The sequence below is a fragment of the Acinetobacter sp. CIP 101966 genome (genome assembly GCF_000369725.1).
Classification (GTDB): Bacteria; Pseudomonadota; Gammaproteobacteria; order Pseudomonadales; family Moraxellaceae; genus Acinetobacter; species Acinetobacter lwoffii_Q.
This window is the reverse complement of record NZ_KB850161.1, coordinates 26,956-45,328: the sequence shown is the minus strand read 5'-3', so window position 1 is coordinate 45,328 and position 18,373 is coordinate 26,956. Positions and strand designations below refer to the sequence as shown.

Sequence of the window (18,373 nt, the reverse complement as noted above, 5' to 3'; positions counted from 1 at the left end):
TCACTAAATGCAAACTAAAAATTATACAGTCAAAATCAGTCCTGAGCTTTTTGTTCAGTTTCATCATTGGCCGGAAAAATACTTGGATTCGTGAGCCTGATGTTTTCCTGGCACTGATCGCATACCAACACTCCTGCAAAAAGCTGTACATTTTTTCTTGATAGACAAAGAGTACAGGCCTTCGGAAACATAATTGTATTTGTCGTAGTGGCAATATGAGTGTTCATCGCAATTCCTAGAATAACTGAAAATAGCTTATTAGAAGTGCATGCTAGTAGCTATATCTGAATAGCCACCGATTTTATAGACATCTTTTATTGAACATCATAAACGGCTCCAATCTAAAGAACATTTAACATAAAATCTCTTATGCGAAATTAGCAGTGTAAGCCCAAAATAGAAATGTCCGGTTTCTCCAAAGTAAAAATGTCCGCTTTTAGAATATGCACTTTTGCAATTTCCTTAGCGGACGGTTTGATATGTTGGTGTCTATGTCGGATAAAGAACTTAAACGATTGTCGATCTTGCAGGAAATCTGTGATCAACGCATAACTCAATCCCAAGCTGCTCAGCTACTGCATATTTCAGAACGTCAGATCAGACGCTTACTGCAAAAATACAAAGCTCAAGGTCCCACTGCATTAGCCCATGCCGGTCGTGGCCAAACCAGCAATTCCAGGCTTCCTGAAGAGATCAGACTCAAGTGCCTCAATCTGGTCGCTGAACAATTCCATGGTTTCGGACCAACTTTAGCCCATGAAAAGCTGACTAGCGTTTATGGCTTTAATATTTCAGTAGAAACCCTGCGTTCCTGGATGATTGCAGCCGATCTGTGGATTCCTCGCGCCAAGCGCCTGAAACGCCCGTATCAGCCTCGTTATAACCGGGACTGTTATGGTGAACTGGTACAAATTGATGGCTCTTACCATGACTGGTTTGAAGGACGCGCTGCTAAGTGCTGTTTACTGGTGTTTATTGATGATGCCACAGGAAAATTGCAGCATTTACGCTTCTGTGAATCAGAATCAACCTTTGACTATATGATTTCAACACGTTTGTATGTTGAGCAGCATGGTAAGCCGTTGGCATTTTACAGCGATAAACATTCAGTCTTCAGGGTGAATCAAAGCAGCAAGAAAGACACCAAGATTACGCAATTTGGGCGCGTACTCAGCACCCTGAATATTGATATTATCTTCGCTAATTCACCACAGGCCAAAGGCCGTGTAGAACGAGCCAATAGAACGCTTCAGGACCGTCTGATCAAAGAAATGCGCCTGGAAGGCATCTGTTCGATTGAACAAGCGAATGCCTGGCTACCCTGCTTCATTGAGCAATTCAATCAGAAGTTTGCCAAGATGGCCTTTAATCCCAAGGATCTACACCGGACTGTCACTGAAACAGCCGAAGAGTTAGATGATGTTTTTACCTGGCGTGAACCCCGCAGAGTGACGAACAGCCTGACGATTACTTATGATAAATGCGTATATCTCCTGGAAAACACGGAAGAAAACCAAAGATTGATTGGCAAGTATCTTGAGTTCCTTGAATACCCGGATGGTACAGTTGCAATTGAATATCAGGGAAGAAAAATCAATTACAGCATCTTCGATAAATTAAGTCAGCTTAACCAGCGAGAGATTGTTGAGAATAAACGTTTAGGTGCTGTTCTCAATCATATTCAACAACAGCACGAAGAATTAGAACAGCAAAACAAACGTAATCGTTCTCAAAAGATGCCAAGCAGACGTGCACAGAAAACAGTAATCAAAGAACGAAATCTGAATCCTGTACTTGACTTGGAAATGTCTGTATAGGACATTTCTACTTTGGAGTTACATAAAAAATAGTTATATTTTACAACAACTTATATTATAAGAAATCGGGGACGCAAACCCGAAAAGCTGATTTGGAAACAAGTTGGCTTTTTTCTGTTCGATCCTGGCATCTTTCGCCAATCAATTTGTTTAAAAAATAGCCTGTTTTGCGGTTTTTCCTGATTCCATCAGGTGTCCAGGGCAAAAATTATCCCCAATTTCTGCGGATAAAACCGGGACAACTTTTAGCCGTTTTTGTACGCCCTGGCGCACAGAGATTTAGGGATTTTGCGGCTAGGGGATCTGCGGTTTTTTACTTATGATGAAGTCATACAGGAACAGGAAGTTCCAGAACAGAAAACAATAATGATAAGTTCCAACACTAGGACGTGAGGTAGAACAGCAGACCTACCTACCAACCAAACGCGAAAAAGCCCGACAAGATGTCGGGCTTTTTCATTTTTTAACTGGCTTTTGCAAAGGTAAAGTTAAATTTGGCAAATTTAATCTTTGAGAAGTTGTACTAACAAATTCTCTCCAATAGGGCCAAACATTATGGCCAACATTTTTTAGACAAAACTCATCAATAGCCGTATCAGATATTTTTTGTTTCAGTCTATATTCAGCAATATATTCAGCTTCAATAACAGCTAATTCATCTTGAGGATCTTCTTTTGAAACCCATTTAACCCCGTAACTAAGTAATACTCTTAATAAATGTTGTTTATGATCAGTACTTTCCAAAACAGAAGATCTAACTACTTTGTGCTTTAAAAGCACTTTATAGTCATAGTTTGGATAAAGCTCTATATCAAATTTGAAGTTTTCACACTTCATTGATTTTAAAAAAATATTTTTAATAGCTAAATTAGCTAAAGCTTCATCTATAGGAGTAATAGTATCTATTTTATTCGTATTCATGCAGCATCATCACATTGAAGTTCTGTATAACCATTTGTTCCAGAATCAAACTCTTGAGAAGCTTCAACCACAAATATACTTGGTCTATTTTTGCATTCAATTAGAGGATTAAAGTCTTCTTCTAGATATACATCTTCATAGTCACCTTGAAACTTTGGTGAATTTGATAAAGATGATTGAGATATTAAATATGGGAGTAGATCAGGAATTCTATTAGCTGCGCCAATCAAAGTATTCATTGATTTTGACTGAATAACATCATCATTCTCATATTTAGAAAAGGCTACCTTTCCACCACCAAAAATAGCGCTAGCTTCACTTTGAGAAAGTCTTAAACTTTCACGTATTTCCTTAATTTCCGAGCCAGTAAATAAATTCAAAGCTTTCTTTTTCTCTATATTTAAAGCGCGATTATTTACTTTCATATACTCATTATCTAATTCAATACAACCACATAGGTTACATTCAAGATGAGTATTCGGAACTTTTAATACTTGACCTTTAAAATCTACATTATCAATAACAGTTTTTTTTGTAAGTAGACCTTCATCACACATTACACAAGTATTATTTAACATGGCGAACCCCTTACACCTTATGAAATCAGTTTCTAGGAGGATGAGCTGAAACTATCAATAAAGCTTGCCCTTTGTTATTCAAAGCAAATTTAAGATAGATCTCACTAGTCATATATTTATGCGCATTCTGATTGTACTCGGTATGTTCAAATTTATATGAATCGCAAGCAGCCCACACTGCATCACTGGTTTTGCACCACTGAGAATTAATATATTTACCCTTTGTTAAAGCAATACGTACTAACTCTCTTAATTTTGATACATCTGATGGCAAAGTTATTTGAAGACGATAAGTTAAGTCTTTTCTGCTTTGCTGTGTAGCAGTAATAAAGCGAAAAGAATCATCCTTAAGCTTCTCTAAGATCTCTTTAGGGTCATAAAGAGGGCATTTATTACAGGTAATAAAAAGCTGAGATTTTTCCAAACCGTCATGAAGACTTTCTAGATCGCCTAGTTCTTTGTACCTACTAATTATTCTATATGTTACCATTATGGTAAGTCTACCCCCAGTAAAAAAATAATAAAGCTTCACTAGTGAGCTAAAAATATTATTAAGTCTTTATATTTTCTATATATTGGGGTATTTAGGCAAGTTTTTATCAATTAAAGTACGACATATTGTGTCTCTTAGTTAACATAAAACTCTTATTGGCAATTCAGATGTAAGCCTCAAGTAGACGTTCCATTTATGAAAAAATACGTTAAAAAACAGCTCGAATACACCGTGGATCAACAGGTTTTAGAAGCAGCAGAATGCATAATGGCACAAGTTGGCATCACACCAGAAAGCCTAATTCCGATGATTTATGCTGAAATTGTACGTACAGGCCAAATCCCGATCACCCTGCAAGCGAGTGAAGATGATCTGAATACGGCAAGGCTAATTGCAGCGAGCCAGGACATACCGAGTGTCCATATCCATGATCATTCTTCACTCACTCGTTTCGCAGAAGATGATGGTGGGTATTAGTTCCTATTCAGAATATGACCCAAGGCCCAATTCTTGCATTGTTAATCCTGTAAGCTCCAGGTAAAAATGTCCGCTTTTCGAATACGCACTTTTGCAATTTTCTGGGCGGACGGTCTGATATGGGGGCAGGGGCTATTACACAGATCGAATACTTGCCTTATTTTTCTGCATCACTGAACCAGCCATCATTCAAGCATATCCAGTAAATCCCCAGTCTTGCCATCCATTGGCGGTAGCTCTTCTTTTGCTTTTCCACGTTTTGCCGGTGACGGTGGATTTCGCATCTGCCTGATTTCATCTTTTAACTCGGCGATGTCGCGTGAAGCGCGTACCAGCTGCTTTTGTGCTTCTTCATAACGCACCGCTGTTACTTTCTCGCTGGAAATGGCTTCAGCCAATTTTGTTTGCAATTCGTGGATTTTACTCTGTAATCGCTGTTTTTCAGCATGATGGTCAGAAATGAGCTGTGCTTTATCTGCTTTCAGTTCTTGTTGGGCATCCTGATAATTTTTGATGGCTTCGTCATACTGCTGCTTGGCCAGCTCCAGCTGTTGATTGACTTGTACCTTGTGCTTCTCGTATTGCTCCAAAATTTCCGCTCTGGAGCGTTCCTGTCCCTCTTCGAGAAACCTGAGTTTTGCGCTCAATTCGAGGTTTTCAGCGCTGAGCTGTTCTATTTCAACCAGTTGCTGTGCATGCTGCTGAATCAGGTTTTCCTTGTCGATCAGTACAGTGTCCAGCTCCTCAGACAAGCGCTCGATTTCACTGCTATGGCTGTCGCTGATTTCTGTAATCCGGCCAGAAATAATCTCGGCCACGGCATCGGAAAGTCGTTTATGTTCAGCTTCTTTCAAGCTCAGCGCTTTTTGTTGCACCCCATCTCGATGTTCCCGTTCGTACTCTTTTCGGTATTTCTGCACGGTCACGGATGAACCGCCTATCAGATCCATGATCGCAGCATTGGTATAGCGGCCCGTTTCAGCCAGCAGCTGTTCAATCGCATTATAGACATCTTGCTTGGTTATTGGTTTAGCAGCCATGAGTTTAACTCCCTAATTTAATTTACTTTACTTTAGTGCGGGTTAATTTAATTTGGTTCTTTTCGGTGCACTCCCGGGAGTGTAATGGATTTGATTTTTTCACCTCCGTTTCGGTGTGCTTTTTCAAAAAAAGTCAGGTTTGCAAATGGATCGGGTGAATTTTGCTGGTCCGGTCAGTTTGTGTTTTTGCACGTGGCATTGGCACTTTTGCGGTTCTGTTATTTACACAGGCGAGAGGGGGGTATGGTGCGCAATTTGACTTAGATGTATAACGATATGGCTTATGCAACAGGATGATATGACTGGGGGATTATGGATTCTTTAAATTGAACAGGTTGAAAATCATTAAAGTTTTATAAGCTATTTATAAATATTGTTTTTATATCCTATTGATGAAATATTTTGTCTAGAATTATATCGGTTTATATCTGCTATTCTGTCCAGAATTATTGTAGTATTTTAGACAGATTATCGTTGGACAGTAGCATGGCCTTGAATGCACAGACCACGCATAGCGTTGCGGAAATGGTGAAGCAGAAGATCACACGATTTCAGCGTGGCCGGGTGTTTTATGCAGACCATCTTCATGTCGAGGGATCACGTCAGGCGGTTCAGCGCAGCCTGTCGCGTTTGGCTGAAGAGGGGCAGATTTGCCGTATCCAGAATGGCATTTACTATAAACCTGAATACAGTCCGATTCTGAAAGGCAAGCGTTTGCCGCCTGACTTGAACGAGACGATCAAGGTGATCGCCAAAAAAAACAATGAAACCATTCAGATCCATGGCGCGATTGCGGCAAACAAACTGGGACTCAGCACTCAGGTACCACTGACCAAGGTGTTTTACACCAATGGAATTTCACGCGAGATTGAAATTGCCGGCTCCAGAGTGAAGTTTATCCATACCGCTAACCGGAAACTGCTGCAGCATGCCGGAACTGACGTCGGGATGGCAATTGCCGCCTTGTACTACTTGGGAAAAGACCTGGTCAATGAGCAGGTGATTCAGCATATTCAGTCACGCTTGACGGAGAAAGAGTTTGAACAGCTCGCCAAAGCTGAACTGACCCACTGGATGAAGAGCGCATTAAAAGGGGGAAGAGCACATGCCTGAATCGTTTATGCAGCTCAGCGTCAAGGATCAGACGGATATCCTGAGATATTACGCCTCCATCCAGGCGGAGCGCGATCTGGAAATTGCAGAAAAAGATCTCTGGGTGTGCTGGGTGCTGAAACAGCTATTTGAGATGCCGAAGCGTTTAAAGATGGCCTTCAAAGGCGGTACCTCTTTATCCAAAGTGTATAACGTGATTGACCGCTTCTCTGAAGATATCGATGTGACTCTAGACTATCGCCAGTTTGAGGCCGTCAGCAGCCTGGGGCTGCTGGAAGGGCAAACTGCTCCGGATGACATCGGCTCGGGTACGCTTCGACGGATTAATAAAGCACTCAAGCGTGAAGTCCAGGCGTATGCGGAAGATGTGGTGGCACCGTACCTGCAAGCGCAAGTTGCGTCATTACCCCGTAGCGAACTATTTGAAATCAAAGTCTTGGAAGGCGGTGAAGCGATCCAGTTCAGGTATCCCTCCGTGCTGAAGGAGAGAAACCAATATCTTCTCGGATATATCCTGATCGAATTTGGTGGCCGCAATATTATTGATCCGAATGAGATCTGGACGGTACAACCCTATATGGCCGACAAGATCGAAGAGATCGCATTTCCATCCAGCCAGGTCACGGTACTCTCAGCAGAACGCACTTTCTGGGAAAAGGCGACCTTGATCCATGTCGAGTGTCATCGAGGCGTAAGAGAGACCGCAGAGCGCTTGTCACGTCACTGGTTTGACCTGATGGCGTTGGGAAACCATCAGATCGGCCAGCAAGCCATGCAGAATATCCCGCTGCTGCATGATGTGATTCAACTCAAGAATATCTTCTTCAATGCCAGCTATGCTCACTATGACAAATGCCTGCAGGGAGAATTCCTGCTGCTGCCGAACCAGGACGGTTTAAGATTATTAACCGAGGACTTCAATAAAATGCGTCAGGCCAACATGCTTTATAATTCTCAGGTCGACTTTGAACACATTGTCGCGTCAGCAAGACAAATCCAGGATTTAATCAATGCATCAGTTCAAGGCCATGGACGATAAAGCTGGCTATCACATGGATGGTGATTCCAGACCATAGTGAAATATCTAAACTCCACCAGGCTAAACAAATCTAGGCTGCACTGGGTCAGCCTAAAGCATGCTGAGGGATCAAATGGACAGCAAACACTATACTTACCGTGTCACATGGTCGGCAGCAGATCATGCATATGTCGGTTTATGTGCCGAGTTCCCGGCATTATCCTGGCTTGACGTAGATCAGTCTAAAGCGTTCTCAGGAATTGTTGATCTTGTTGCCGAGGTTGTAGCAGAGATGATCAGTAAGCATGAAACAGTACCTACGCCACGCTCTGCACAAAATATGGCTCACCTGGCAACTGAACAGATCAATATTCGGATAACGCCAGATCACAAAAAAGTGCTTGAGCAGGCCGCAAACCTGTTGGGCATCAGTGTCAGTGATTTTATCCTTTATGCCTCTTTGGAACGGGCAGAAGATTTGCTGAAATCCAACCCTGTGGTGCAAGGGAATGAGGCAGATCACGCCATGCTGATAGATGCGCTTGAAAATCCTCGTCCTGCAAATGACGCCTTAAAGCACTTGATAAGCTTACTGGATAAAAATTGAAGTTTTACCCGTTTATCCTCAGCGCAAAATAGTCAATTCTTGATGAGAGGCTTTCAGCAGCTTGTGGACGTACACAGCAACACTTTGGATTTTCCAAACAATTCTATGCTTTGAAATGAAAGCTGTTATTTTGTAGGATCAAATGACCTCATTCCGTATCTTCTTTCATGTCAGAAACCCAACTCAGTCTCAGTGAATACCTGACCACCGTACAGGAAGTCATCCAGCTGACTTTCGATGAAGCGCTATGGGTCAAAGCCGAGATCCGTAACCTGAGTATCAAAGGCGGGCATTACTATCTGGAACTGGCAGAGAAAGATGAAGACAGCCATAAAGTGATTGCCAGCTGTAAAGGCACCCTCTGGAAATTCACCGCGCAAAAAATCGTGCTAAGGTTTGAACGAGAAAGCGGCATTGAACTGTCCAAGGACTTGAATGTCCTGATCAAGGTCAAAGCCAAATTTGATCCGCAATACGGTTTCTCCGTCAATATTGAAGACATCGACTCCAGCTTTACCCTGGGGGATATTGCCAAACGTTATCAGCAGATCCTGCAGCGCCTGACCCAGGAAGGCCTGCTCAATCACAACAAACAGCTACCGACACCTTTTGATTTGCAGAACGTCTTGGTCATCGCCCCGGAAAATGCCGCCGGGCTGGGGGACTTCAAAAAAGATGCTGATGCCCTGGCCCAGGCGGGTGTCTGCCATTTCGTTTATCATTCAGCCACCTTCCAGGGCAATACTGCCCCAACCAGCATCATGCAGGCCCTGGCCAGTGCATTAAAGCAGTGGGCTCAAGAGTATCAAAGCGCTCCCGACCTGATTGTGATTATCCGCGGTGGTGGGGCAGTGAATGATCTGGCTTATCTGAACGACTATGAGCTGGCTGCACTGCTATGCAAAAGAACAGTGCCAATCTGGGTCGGCATTGGCCACGAGAAAGACCGCACCATTCTGGATGAAATCGCGCATCGCTCCTTTGATACCCCGAGCAAAGTCATCGCCGGGATCCGCAACCTGATTGTCGAACGGGTCAATGAAGCCAGTACGGCACTGCAAACCATTAAACTGCTGTCCCAGCATCAGCTGACCGCCTATCAAAGCCAGAATGACCAGTACCTGAAAACCATCCAAACCCTGGCACAAAGCCAGCTCAATGATGCGCAGCGTAGTGTTGATCTCTTAAAAAGCGATACCCAGTATTTTGCCCAGCAACAGCTGCGGCAGGCTGTACAGCAGACCGAATCCCTGATGCGGGAAACCTTGCTACAGAACCCACGAAACGTGATGGCCAAAGGCTATGCGATTGTCCGCAGTCAGGGCAAGGCTATCCGCTCAGTGCAGCAAATCACTGGCCAGCAACTCCAGATCGAACTCCAGGATGGCAGGATTGATGCCACCGTGACACAGGTAAGTACACATGAACAATGAAGAACTCAGTTTCAAACAGGGCTACGAGATTCTCAAGAAGAATGCCGAACTGCTGGAATTGCAGGAAGAACCGGATATTGATAACCTGATGGTGATCGTTGAAGAATCGAGACCGCCTATAAAGCCTGCAAATCAAGGATTGATGCGGTTCAGCAGGCATTAAATGACACCTTTAAGGAATAGATAAAAAGCCTAAGAACCATAAAAACGCTTTGTCTGTTCAGTACGTATTCCTGTACTTAACGCTATAAAACCATGTGTTAGGTACAAAAATATGGACTTAACGATAACGATCAAACCGGATCTGAGCACTCGACTGATTGAACAGGAGAATACCGTCCGTTCCTGCAATCCATGCTGGTCTACCTATCAGTGTTTTGAATCTCGTGAAAAACCCCGTGTTCATCTACCTGCATGTGTGGAATCGGGGTATGGGTCAGTTCTGCGATCGCGATCAGGTTCGCTGACATTTGCTTGCCCACTAACTCTCTAGCTTCCGTTACTTTGTCGGAAACCTCCCTGGCCTGCTGTGATTCTTCTACAGGGATATCATCCTTCGTTGTTTTAGCCATGAGATTTAAGCCTCCTGAGTTGTTTGCAATATGATGAGCTCAATGTTTTACCATAGCGCTATGAGTGTCTTCCCAACAGCGTTCCGTCCGCAATAGGGAGGCTCACCACAATCTGCTGATTCGGGGTGGAGGCATCCTCCAGTTGCAGACAGGGTTTGCTGATCCAGATCATCCAGCTCCAAACCTTGCATCAGAATATTAAAAGCCTTCTTGACCGAGTTGCTGAGGCCGCTTCCTTCAATCTGGCGGGAACAATAGGATGGGCATTGCAGACTGCAACAAACCGGTCGAACTGCGCATGATCCAATGTCATAGAGGTCTTCTCCTGTAAAATCAGGGGGCATTCTCTCTGATCAAATACAGCAGAAATTCGGTTAAGGAAGCACATCCCATGGCTGCAGCAGCGCGTTGCGCCAATTGTTTGGTTTCAGGATCAACATGTAGGGTGATACGTTCACGGATGACTTTAGACATTCTTCTATTCCTTGCAATCAACACCAGTCGATTTTGGCCGTAGGGTAATACCGTGACAAGCTGACATAGCTTAATGGGTAATTTTCAATAATCCCTGCCAGCTGAAATAGTTCTGGCTCAGATGTGTCCGGTTCATCGACCATTTCCGCTGTGGCAGATAACACGATCCTACTGCCAGTTTAGTCTTGCCATATCTGGCTTGCACGGCTTCTAAAGCCTGCATCAGCTGTTCATTGCATTCTCTCTGGCGATGGTCTGTAAGCAGGTCAGGCACATAGCGGGTCTTGCTGACCAGACCGGTCAGAATCACTCCGCATTTTTTATATTTCACTTCTGGCTTATAGATCCTTTCCAACAAATGCATCGCAGCATGAATCAGATCCAACACACAGTCCGTCGGTTCGGGAAACTCGAAGGCCAACGATTTGCTGTAGTACGCTGTGTTCTGATCAAAAGGATTGGATTGCACGAAAGCAATGATACAGCTACACAGCGAGGCATCCGCACGCAAGCGCATCACCGCATCCTGTACATACTTGCCCATGGCTTCCTTCAGATCATCCAGTTCCGTGATCCGTTCACCAAAAGAGCGGCTGGCCACAATCTGCTGCTTGGGTGCAGGAGCATCCTCCAGTTGCAAACAGGAGATGCCCTGTAATTCCAGTACCGTGCGCTGCATCAGCACTGAAAACACACTGCCCATACGATGCGCATCCTGCATGGCCAGATCCAGTACCGAATGGATGCCCATCTGGTTCAGCTTTTTGACCAGCTTGCGTCCCACACCCCAGACTTCACCCACCTCGATTCCGGCATACAGCGTTTCCTGATCCAGATAATCCAGTTCCAGCACATTGCACACCCCAGCAAAGCCTGGCCATTTTTTGGCAAGATGATTGGCCAGCTTGGCTTCGGTCTTGCTACGGCCAATCCCGATGGATACCGGCAACCCAATCCAGTCCCAGATCCGCTGTTTCATCTCTCTGGCATAGCGGGTCAAGTCAAAATTTTGCGCATAACTGCTCAAATCCAGAAAACATTCATCAATCGAATAAATTTCCTGTTCATGCGGTGCCACATAACTGGCCAGAATAGAATGAAAACGCTTGGACATTTCTGCATACAAGGCATAGTTGCTCGACAGCACTACCACCTGATGCCGCTGCACAATCTCCTGAACCTGAAACAGAGGAACGCCCATCTTGATGCCCAGGGCTTTAGCCTCATTACTGCGGGCCACGGCACAACCATCATTATTGCTCAGCACAATCACGGGACGGTGATTCAGGCTGGGATTAAACACGCGTTCACAACTGACATAACAGTTGTTGATGTCAATCAGGGCATAAATCCGCTCGCTACTGTTCATCTGAACTTCTTGATCACACTGGTGACCACACCCCAGATCAGCAGGGTCTGGCCTTCCTGAAAATGGATATCAGAATAATCCGGGTTTTCCGCTTGTAACCAGCGTTGATCACCCTCGATCATCAGTCGCTTGATGGTGAAATCATTGTCGATCAGGGCCAAAACAATATCACCTGACTTGGCTTCGATACTGCGATCGACAATCAGCTTGTCCTTCAGATCAATGCCTGCATCGCGCATGGACAGCGATTCCACCTCAACGATAAACGTAGCCTGCTGGTTATGGATCAGGAACTCGTTCAGATCCAGGGTCTTGTCGATATAGTCCTGGGCGGGGGAAGGGAAACCGGCTGCCACCTTTTGCAGAGCGACCGGAATTTCACAATGCGTTTTTGCTTCAAGTAAAGTAATCGAGGAAATATCGTTGAAACCTGGCTTTTTCACCTGATCCAGATACTGCCTGATCTCCAGTACACGGGCTTCGGGAACCCGGATCACTTTGGTTGGGCCTTCATGAACCGGTTTGCGACCAGCACCTTCACGGGCACCACCATGCTGATTTTCATCCATTTTATTTGTTTATCTTGGTTTTGTTACATAATCAAGATGGTAAAAACAGCAGTGGAAAAAAACAACTCCATTCGTCGGATTGGGGATTAAATTCCTAAGTCATAGCCGCCATCTTTTGGCTTTTTAGCTGCATGCCTTGATCTGGCTAGCGTTGCAGCATCCTTGATAGTTCCAAAATCTGCCTCTGTAAGAGCAAATGATCTTGCTCCAGGCTGTCCAGTAGTGGTCGGATCTGGGACGTGATCTGTTGTTTCACCAGCTGTTCCGCTTGCTGCTGCATAGACTGCTTTTGCGCTCCGAAAAATTTTTCTGATTGTTCTTGCCAATAAGTTTGCAAACTCGCTGAAATAGCCTGAATAATCTGTTTTTGAGTCTCTGCTGATTTCAATTGGTTGAGGATTCGGGTCTGTTCGCTGTTCTTCTCTCGAAGGGCCTTGGCAAAGGTCCTCCACTCCTCTGTTACTTCCTTCATTTTCAAGTTTCTTTCGCTTAACTGTCGATTCGAGATCGTTAATTGCTGGTTTTTCTCGATCAAAAGCTGGTTCTGTGCCACGAGTAACTCGCATTGCGCTGTTAATTGCTCGATTTGCTGCAGAAACAAGGTGGTCAATTCGTTGTTCATTCAGTTTCTCTCTTTCATCAATTGCATTTGACGCTGCTGGATTGCGTAGTCGTATTTCTGCAGGTCTTGCTGCCGTTGCAGGACCTGACTGTCCAGATATGCCAGCTGGCTGTTTTTGCTGTAAGTCTCTTTGCTGACATAGATAAGCAAGCAGATCATGATGAGTAATAAAACGGCCACTGTGATAGCTGTATAGCGGGCTTTCACGTCCATCAGCATCATTTTCAGCTGCCTGTCGAACTCGCCTTGTATCGCCTGATGATGCTCGGTCAGGTCTTTGGGGAACTGCTGCTGCTTCTGTTGCAGTGCTTCTAACGTTATCCGGTGATAATTCTCGATCTGGGCGGTGTTCTGTTCGAGGGCTGCCTGATGCGAAACTGCCAGATCGCTGAGCTGCTGATTGAGTTGCTGTTCTATCTGCTGGATTTTTTCCCGGGAATCGGTCAAGGTATCCAACCCGGTGGAGACTTCCGTTATCCGCCACATAGCGGTAGACAAGGCTTCCTCCACTTCGTCCGTCAACTGCAACACTGTGCTGTGCCAATCGTCGATTTTCCGGGTTGTTTCCCGCATAGGGATAATCACTGTGTCTGACAGGTCTTCTGCCTGCCCTCCGATCTGCTCCAGCATCTCCGTAAACTTCTGAGTAATAGCTTGCACGCTTGTCACGTAAGTTTCTAAATTGCTTACAGTAGTCTTCTGCAAGCTGAAGATTTGGCTCTGCATTGTTTCCAGCTGCGCTTTTTCCTGCTCGAGCTGCAATGTAAGACTCGATACAAAACTCTGGGTCATAAAACTCTCCTTTAAGCCGGATGGCCTGTTTTCGGTCTTGAATAAAAATCGCGATATAGGGCGTTTTTGCGTCCGGGTGCGGCTCCACTTTGCTCACGCCCTGAAAGGTTTTCAGGGCATGACAGACATCCGCATAGTTTTTGATAAGACGATGCTTTGCATACAGCTCGAGACCGCTGTTAACCACCTGCTTCACCGTTTCCTTCGGCAGCCCTTGCAAGCCCGCCTTCAACGCACTCGCCAGCTGTAGATGCACATGATCAGACTCTTGCGTGGTCTTCATGCGCAGAGGATCATCAGGACGTGACCAGCCATATTTGTAATTGAAATAATTACGTAACGGGTCAAAATAATGTCTGTGTCCAGGGGGCGCGATATTCAGCGATTTCCCCGTCTCCAGATCGATGCGTGGCACCAAAACATGTACATGTTTGGAGCCGTTATCCTCTTGGTGCATCACTGCCAGCATGTGATAGCGGTGTGGCTTCAGCCCGGCAAAAGCATGCTGTTCAAACTCGAATAGAACTTCTTTGATTTGCTCTGGCGAGAGATCATCCTCCACACTCCAGGCAATGACCGCAGAGGTGTATTTCCACTTGTGCGGGATGGCATCACAAATGGCACCAAAGGTCTGCGGATCTCCGGCCAATACCTGAACCTCGGCACGTTTACGGTTCAGGTGATCAACCTCATCAATCAAATAGGAGGCGGCCAACTGAGCGTGGCCTTTACCGTGCTTCAAAAACTTGATCAGCATGCGGGCTCCTCCAGATTCTCCTCCACCTCAGGCAAGAACTTTTGAATCGCCCTCATCCTGGCCTTCTGTACAGCTTCTTCACTTCGAGAAATCTTGGGTAGTTCCCCGATTACCGCATGCAGCTCTTCCAGCATCTGCAGCAACACCCGCAGGCATTCGGCAAAAGAAAACTGTGCCCGTAGTTCTGATTGTGATTCATCGTTTTTTAAGATGTTTAGGCTGCGAGCGATCTGGTTGATGTTCGTCCCAATACGGCCGATTTCCAGCAACAGTGCAGGATCCACTTGAGGCGGTGGAGCAGTTGTGACTCTTTTTTTCGTGGTGGCCTTCGGCACAGACTGGCGCAATGCCACCGCATCACGGACAAACTGACTAAAAGAGAGATCCATCTCCTTCAGGAAATCATCCAGCTGCGCCACTTCATCAGGTCTAAACCTGATCTTGCGAGACACCGTTTTATTGACCTTCTTGACTTTCTGTTGAACTGCAAATGATTCATCGAGCATTTCACGATCTTCATCCACCTTTTCACCTCATCTTTTTTTATCGAGGGCTTTTGCTTTTTGGGGTTTTAGGGGTGCAAACCCCTAACAAGACTCTTGTAGCCGACAACATTGAACCTTGCGCAGCAAGGGAACAGTTGTGGGTACAAGGTAGGCTTGCTTAATCCGGTTAGGACTTAGATAACGGTAGCAAAAATTTAAAAAAATCATCCGTTTTGGTGGTAATTTTGAAATTTTTATACATGCGAGAAAGATGTTTATTGTCTTTTTATTTTCAAAAAAAATTTTAAATAAATATGTTGACTCATCCGAAAAAATGCTGACTAAAAATGGTGGGAATTCTTATCCAAATGGACACTCAGCCAGGTATCAACATCGGCTCTTTTTCACTTCTTACATGAGCAAGCAAATTGTGATATTTCTGCAAAATGAGGGATCTTTACTTGACTTTCAGAAAAATAAGCAACGATTTCCGGTTATTTACTTCTTACCTCATTAAGACGACACAAAGTAGATATCTATAGGTCTGGAGCTTTTCCGATTTTGCTATTGTAGGCTGTTGTACTGCCAACAATTCAGCCAGCAGTGTTTGAGATAGACCACGTGCTTGATGTCATTCTTGCAAAGGTTCTTCACTCATCGTGTATTTAACGAGTTCGTGAGCCTTTCACTGGAACTCAGCAGGCATCTTTGAGCGAAGTCCAGTAAATTTTTTGGCTCTCACATTGAGCACTCTTGTTTCAGCGATTCAAAATGTTCTGTGATTGGCACCTGAACGCCATGTCAATTATCCTCACACGTCTGATCAGAGCGATTCAACAAATTGTGGAAGATCATGAATCGAAAGCAAACAACGTCCACAATCGACGATCTGGATGCTGACTGCTCAGTTGCCAATGTGATCATGCTATACTGTGTATTCCTGCTTGCTCTTCATCAGCCAAGGTTTAACGTCACTCTTCAAATTACTCTGTATATTCGAAGTCCCAAGTCATTTACGCTGCTCTGGATATTCCATAAAAAGAATATTAAAAATGGACTAGATGCGGCCCTGCTCTTCATATAAGATCAGAATTGTCCAACTCACATGTTGGCGAGTGATCCAGTAGTGATTCATTTTTCAGGGCATGCTTAAAATACTAAAACGAGCATTCTTGAATCAAAAACTCATAGCTAAGCAGACTTGATCAAGTGAATATCTGTAACATCATTCATGTTTCTCACTTATATGAAGATTAATATTGTTTAGATAAACTAAATAACATTAAAAACAAGACAACTATTTAATGTTAATAAGATATTGATATTAATCAATATTATCTATAAACTGCAATTAAATTCATCACCTTTAAGTAATATATAATTAATAATATGGGGTAAAGTTAAAAGCTTACATTTCATGTATTTAACTGAATAGGCTACTTTCCAGTTTGTCACCCTTCCTGAGAATAAGCTTGTTCTACTGCTGTTTTTGCTTGCAGTTTCGCTGCTGCACGTCTGCGCTGAACTGTACGAACAGAGATTTTTAGCAGGACGGCAAGCTGTTCATTGGTATAACTAGAATAATCCACCAATTCCACAGTAGGCTCTTTTTGCTTTTTGATCTCTTTGAGGTAAGTTCGTATTGTGCGTTCTGATACATCGCACGCTTGAGCAATCTCAGACACTTTTAGAGATGGGTCTTGCGTGTAGAGGTCAAAACACTTTTGCCGGGCTCCTTGATAATTGCTTGATCGCGCTTCCCCGCCTAGTGCCCCGCGAACTTTTTGCCGTTCAATAAATGGTGAAGAAAATTTTCGATTCCGCAGCTTTGTAAAACAGTAGCGGGCAATACTGTTGGCAATATGCTTAAGCTCATTGTCTGGCAAGGGATTATTTGGAAAATAGTTTTTGTTGATTTTTTGGGCTTCAAATCGCAGATCCAGTGCAAAATCAGTTTCTGTGCCGTACTCATGGTGAATCTTGTACGCTTTTACCCGTAAAACATCAAAAATTGTGCAGTTCCGGCCAGCCCCCATATTTTCCGACATTTTTTTGTTTTGTCGACAGTACTCCTGAATTCGCAGGAAAGCCTCAGATTTGTCGGGATTCCCCTTTTCATAATCCGATTTTGATATTCCCATCCCACTGTTTAACTCATTCAGCGTATAAGGCTTTAAGCGTGGGTATAAGCAGATATGCTTGGGATGAACAGGATTTCTTGCCAAATTGCCATTGTATGCAGCATCACCATGATAAATGGCTGTCAGCTTGAATAACGTTTTTAAATAATAATCCTGGATCTTGCCTTTTGACAGGGACGTGCGTGATACACCATTTTCTAAAAAGTACCACCGTTGGCAATGGCCAGACTCTGGGTTGATCACAACAATATTAGGGAAAGGGACCGGTAGGTCCAAGTAAGCATCAGGACTATTCACATCATCATCTATGACGATAAATTTCCACATATTTTCACGGTTCGGCTGAATGTGCTCGTTTTTCAAAGCAATATGTTTTTCGAGTAGATAGGATTTTGGATTTTCTGTTTTTAAACTCGACGAACAAAGCATGGTTTTGGGTAAATGTGTGATCAGAAACTTTCTGATTTCATCTGGCATGCACGATTTTTTTTGATGGTCTTTCTTTTGCTCAAGTAAAGTATCGATATACCAATTCATGAGTAACCTACTTTTTTCTGTCTGTATTTTTTAGAAATTTTTATAAATTTCTCCCCCCGAAGAAGCTTTAAAACGCTTCTTTTTGGAGTCTACAAAATTCAAAAAAAAGTCAGCCGTATCGGTGAGGTTTTTGGAAAAAAAGTTAGTTAGGTTTAAAAAATGAACATTTTTTATAATGTTTCAGAGATTTTGTATTGCCTGCCCAAAGTAAACTCTCTTCAGCACAGCCGTAATACCTGCGATTCCATTTAACCATCATCATCCTGGAAGCTGGAGAGCATGTCCTTGGTATTTACCAAGGACAAGGCAAGACCCGTTTCTTGAATACAGCCTCTGCCATGTCACAGGCTTTTGCACTTGTGATCCTTTACACACCTGATATTGCTTTACTGGCAACAGAGACGGTACTGGAGTAGGCTGAGCAGTTGCGGATGAGTTAACATCGGCATAAAAATTAAAATTTATTTAAATTTTTATGAAGTTATGAAGTTATGAAGTTATGAAGTTATGAAGTTATGAAGTTATGAAGTTATGAAGTTATGAAGTTATGAAGTTATG

At 43.8% G+C, this 18,373-nt stretch carries 18 protein-coding genes and 2 pseudogenes; 8 read left to right on the top strand and 12 right to left on the bottom strand.

Going from position 1 to position 18,373, the window contains the following annotated elements; all coding sequences use genetic code 11:
• Positions 1-35 precede the first annotated feature (35 nt).
• Positions 36-227 carry a hypothetical protein gene (locus F891_RS18355; protein ID WP_004641936.1) on the bottom strand — a complete coding sequence of 64 codons (192 nt, stop codon included), beginning with the start codon at positions 225-227 and terminating at the stop codon, positions 36-38.
• A 264-nt stretch (positions 228-491) separates the two neighbouring features.
• Here F891_RS18355 and F891_RS14455 point away from each other — a divergent pair, with 264 nt between their 5' ends.
• Positions 492-1,817 carry an ISNCY family transposase gene (locus F891_RS14455; RefSeq protein WP_081401700.1) on the top strand — a complete coding sequence of 442 codons (1,326 nt, stop codon included), beginning with the start codon at positions 492-494 and terminating at the stop codon, positions 1,815-1,817.
• A 456-nt stretch (positions 1,818-2,273) separates the two neighbouring features.
• Here F891_RS14455 and F891_RS14450 read toward each other — a convergent pair whose 3' ends face one another.
• Genes F891_RS14450 through F891_RS14440 form a run of 3 tightly spaced genes read right to left on the bottom strand, consistent with a single transcriptional unit; the run spans position 2,274 to position 3,806 of the window.
• On the bottom strand, positions 2,274-2,738 hold the full coding sequence (locus tag F891_RS14450) for a hypothetical protein (protein ID WP_005099815.1): 465 nt from the start codon (positions 2,736-2,738) through the stop codon (positions 2,274-2,276).
• A complete protein-coding gene (locus F891_RS14445) occupies positions 2,735-3,316 on the bottom strand; it encodes a type II toxin-antitoxin system MqsA family antitoxin (RefSeq protein WP_005264129.1) in 582 nt (193 codons plus the stop codon). Before F891_RS14445 ends, F891_RS14450 begins: the two co-directional genes overlap by 4 nt.
• A 25-nt stretch (positions 3,317-3,341) precedes the next feature.
• Positions 3,342-3,806, bottom strand: a complete 465-nt coding sequence (locus tag F891_RS14440) for a hypothetical protein (RefSeq protein WP_005099817.1) — start codon at positions 3,804-3,806, stop codon at positions 3,342-3,344.
• Positions 3,807-4,004: 198 nt separating this feature from the next.
• Between F891_RS14440 and F891_RS14435 the strand changes: the two genes are divergently transcribed.
• Complete coding sequence (locus F891_RS14435) at positions 4,005-4,286, top strand: type II toxin-antitoxin system RelB/DinJ family antitoxin (RefSeq protein ID WP_005099818.1); 282 nt, start codon at positions 4,005-4,007, stop codon at positions 4,284-4,286.
• Between the two features lie 185 nt (positions 4,287-4,471).
• Here the strand turns inward: F891_RS14435 and F891_RS14430 are convergent, their stop codons facing one another.
• A complete protein-coding gene (locus F891_RS14430; RefSeq protein WP_005099819.1) occupies positions 4,472-5,326 on the bottom strand; it encodes a DNA-binding protein in 855 nt (284 codons plus the stop codon).
• Between the two features lie 486 nt (positions 5,327-5,812).
• Here F891_RS14430 and F891_RS14425 point away from each other — a divergent pair, with 486 nt between their 5' ends.
• From F891_RS14425 to xseB, 6 genes and pseudogenes are all read left to right on the top strand, one after another.
• Complete coding sequence (locus F891_RS14425; RefSeq protein WP_005099821.1) at positions 5,813-6,439, top strand: DUF6088 family protein; 627 nt, start codon at positions 5,813-5,815, stop codon at positions 6,437-6,439.
• Positions 6,440-6,551: 112 nt separating this feature from the next.
• Complete coding sequence (locus tag F891_RS14420; RefSeq protein ID WP_228127823.1) at positions 6,552-7,478, top strand: nucleotidyl transferase AbiEii/AbiGii toxin family protein; 927 nt, start codon at positions 6,552-6,554, stop codon at positions 7,476-7,478.
• Between the two features lie 112 nt (positions 7,479-7,590).
• A pseudogene (locus F891_RS18485) lies at positions 7,591-7,794 on the top strand (antitoxin HicB); the annotation flags it as partial.
• A 3-nt stretch (positions 7,795-7,797) separates the two neighbouring features.
• Positions 7,798-8,064 (top strand): type II toxin-antitoxin system TacA family antitoxin, encoded by a 267-nt coding sequence (locus F891_RS18480; protein WP_212749804.1) that lies wholly within the window; start codon positions 7,798-7,800, stop codon positions 8,062-8,064.
• Positions 8,065-8,231: 167 nt separating this feature from the next.
• Entirely contained in the window at positions 8,232-9,497 is a 1,266-nt protein-coding gene (gene xseA, locus F891_RS14410; protein WP_005099824.1) for an exodeoxyribonuclease VII large subunit, read from the top strand.
• Positions 9,487-9,680: pseudogene (xseB, locus tag F891_RS17585) on the top strand (exodeoxyribonuclease VII small subunit). The gene xseA and the pseudogene xseB overlap by 11 nt, the downstream one beginning before the upstream one ends.
• Before the next feature lie 179 nt (positions 9,681-9,859).
• Here the strand turns inward: xseB and F891_RS14405 are convergent.
• The 7 genes from F891_RS14405 to F891_RS14375 all read right to left on the bottom strand — a co-directional run bounded on the left by F891_RS14405 (position 9,860) and on the right by F891_RS14375 (position 17,815).
• Positions 9,860-10,069, bottom strand: a complete 210-nt coding sequence (locus F891_RS14405) for a hypothetical protein (protein ID WP_005099826.1) — start codon at positions 10,067-10,069, stop codon at positions 9,860-9,862.
• Between the two features lie 333 nt (positions 10,070-10,402).
• Entirely contained in the window at positions 10,403-10,543 is a 141-nt protein-coding gene (locus F891_RS18345; RefSeq protein WP_005099827.1) for a type II toxin -antitoxin system TacA 1-like antitoxin, read from the bottom strand.
• Between the two features lie 70 nt (positions 10,544-10,613).
• Complete coding sequence (locus F891_RS14400) at positions 10,614-11,912, bottom strand: Y-family DNA polymerase (RefSeq protein WP_005099828.1); 1,299 nt, start codon at positions 11,910-11,912, stop codon at positions 10,614-10,616.
• Entirely contained in the window at positions 11,909-12,481 is a 573-nt protein-coding gene (locus F891_RS14395; protein ID WP_005099829.1) for a LexA family protein, read from the bottom strand. Before F891_RS14395 ends, F891_RS14400 begins: the two co-directional genes overlap by 4 nt.
• Positions 12,482-12,567: 86 nt before the next feature.
• Positions 12,568-14,652 carry a relaxase/mobilization nuclease domain-containing protein gene (locus F891_RS14390; protein ID WP_005099830.1) on the bottom strand — a complete coding sequence of 695 codons (2,085 nt, stop codon included), beginning with the start codon at positions 14,650-14,652 and terminating at the stop codon, positions 12,568-12,570.
• Positions 14,646-15,176, bottom strand: coding sequence for a plasmid mobilization protein (locus tag F891_RS14385; protein ID WP_005099831.1), 531 nt, complete (start codon positions 15,174-15,176; stop codon positions 14,646-14,648). The genes F891_RS14390 and F891_RS14385 overlap by 7 nt, the downstream gene beginning before the upstream one ends.
• 1,412 nt (positions 15,177-16,588) lie before the next feature.
• Entirely contained in the window at positions 16,589-17,815 is a 1,227-nt protein-coding gene (locus F891_RS14375; RefSeq protein WP_005099832.1) for a replication initiation protein, read from the bottom strand.
• Positions 17,816-18,373 lie beyond the last annotated feature (558 nt).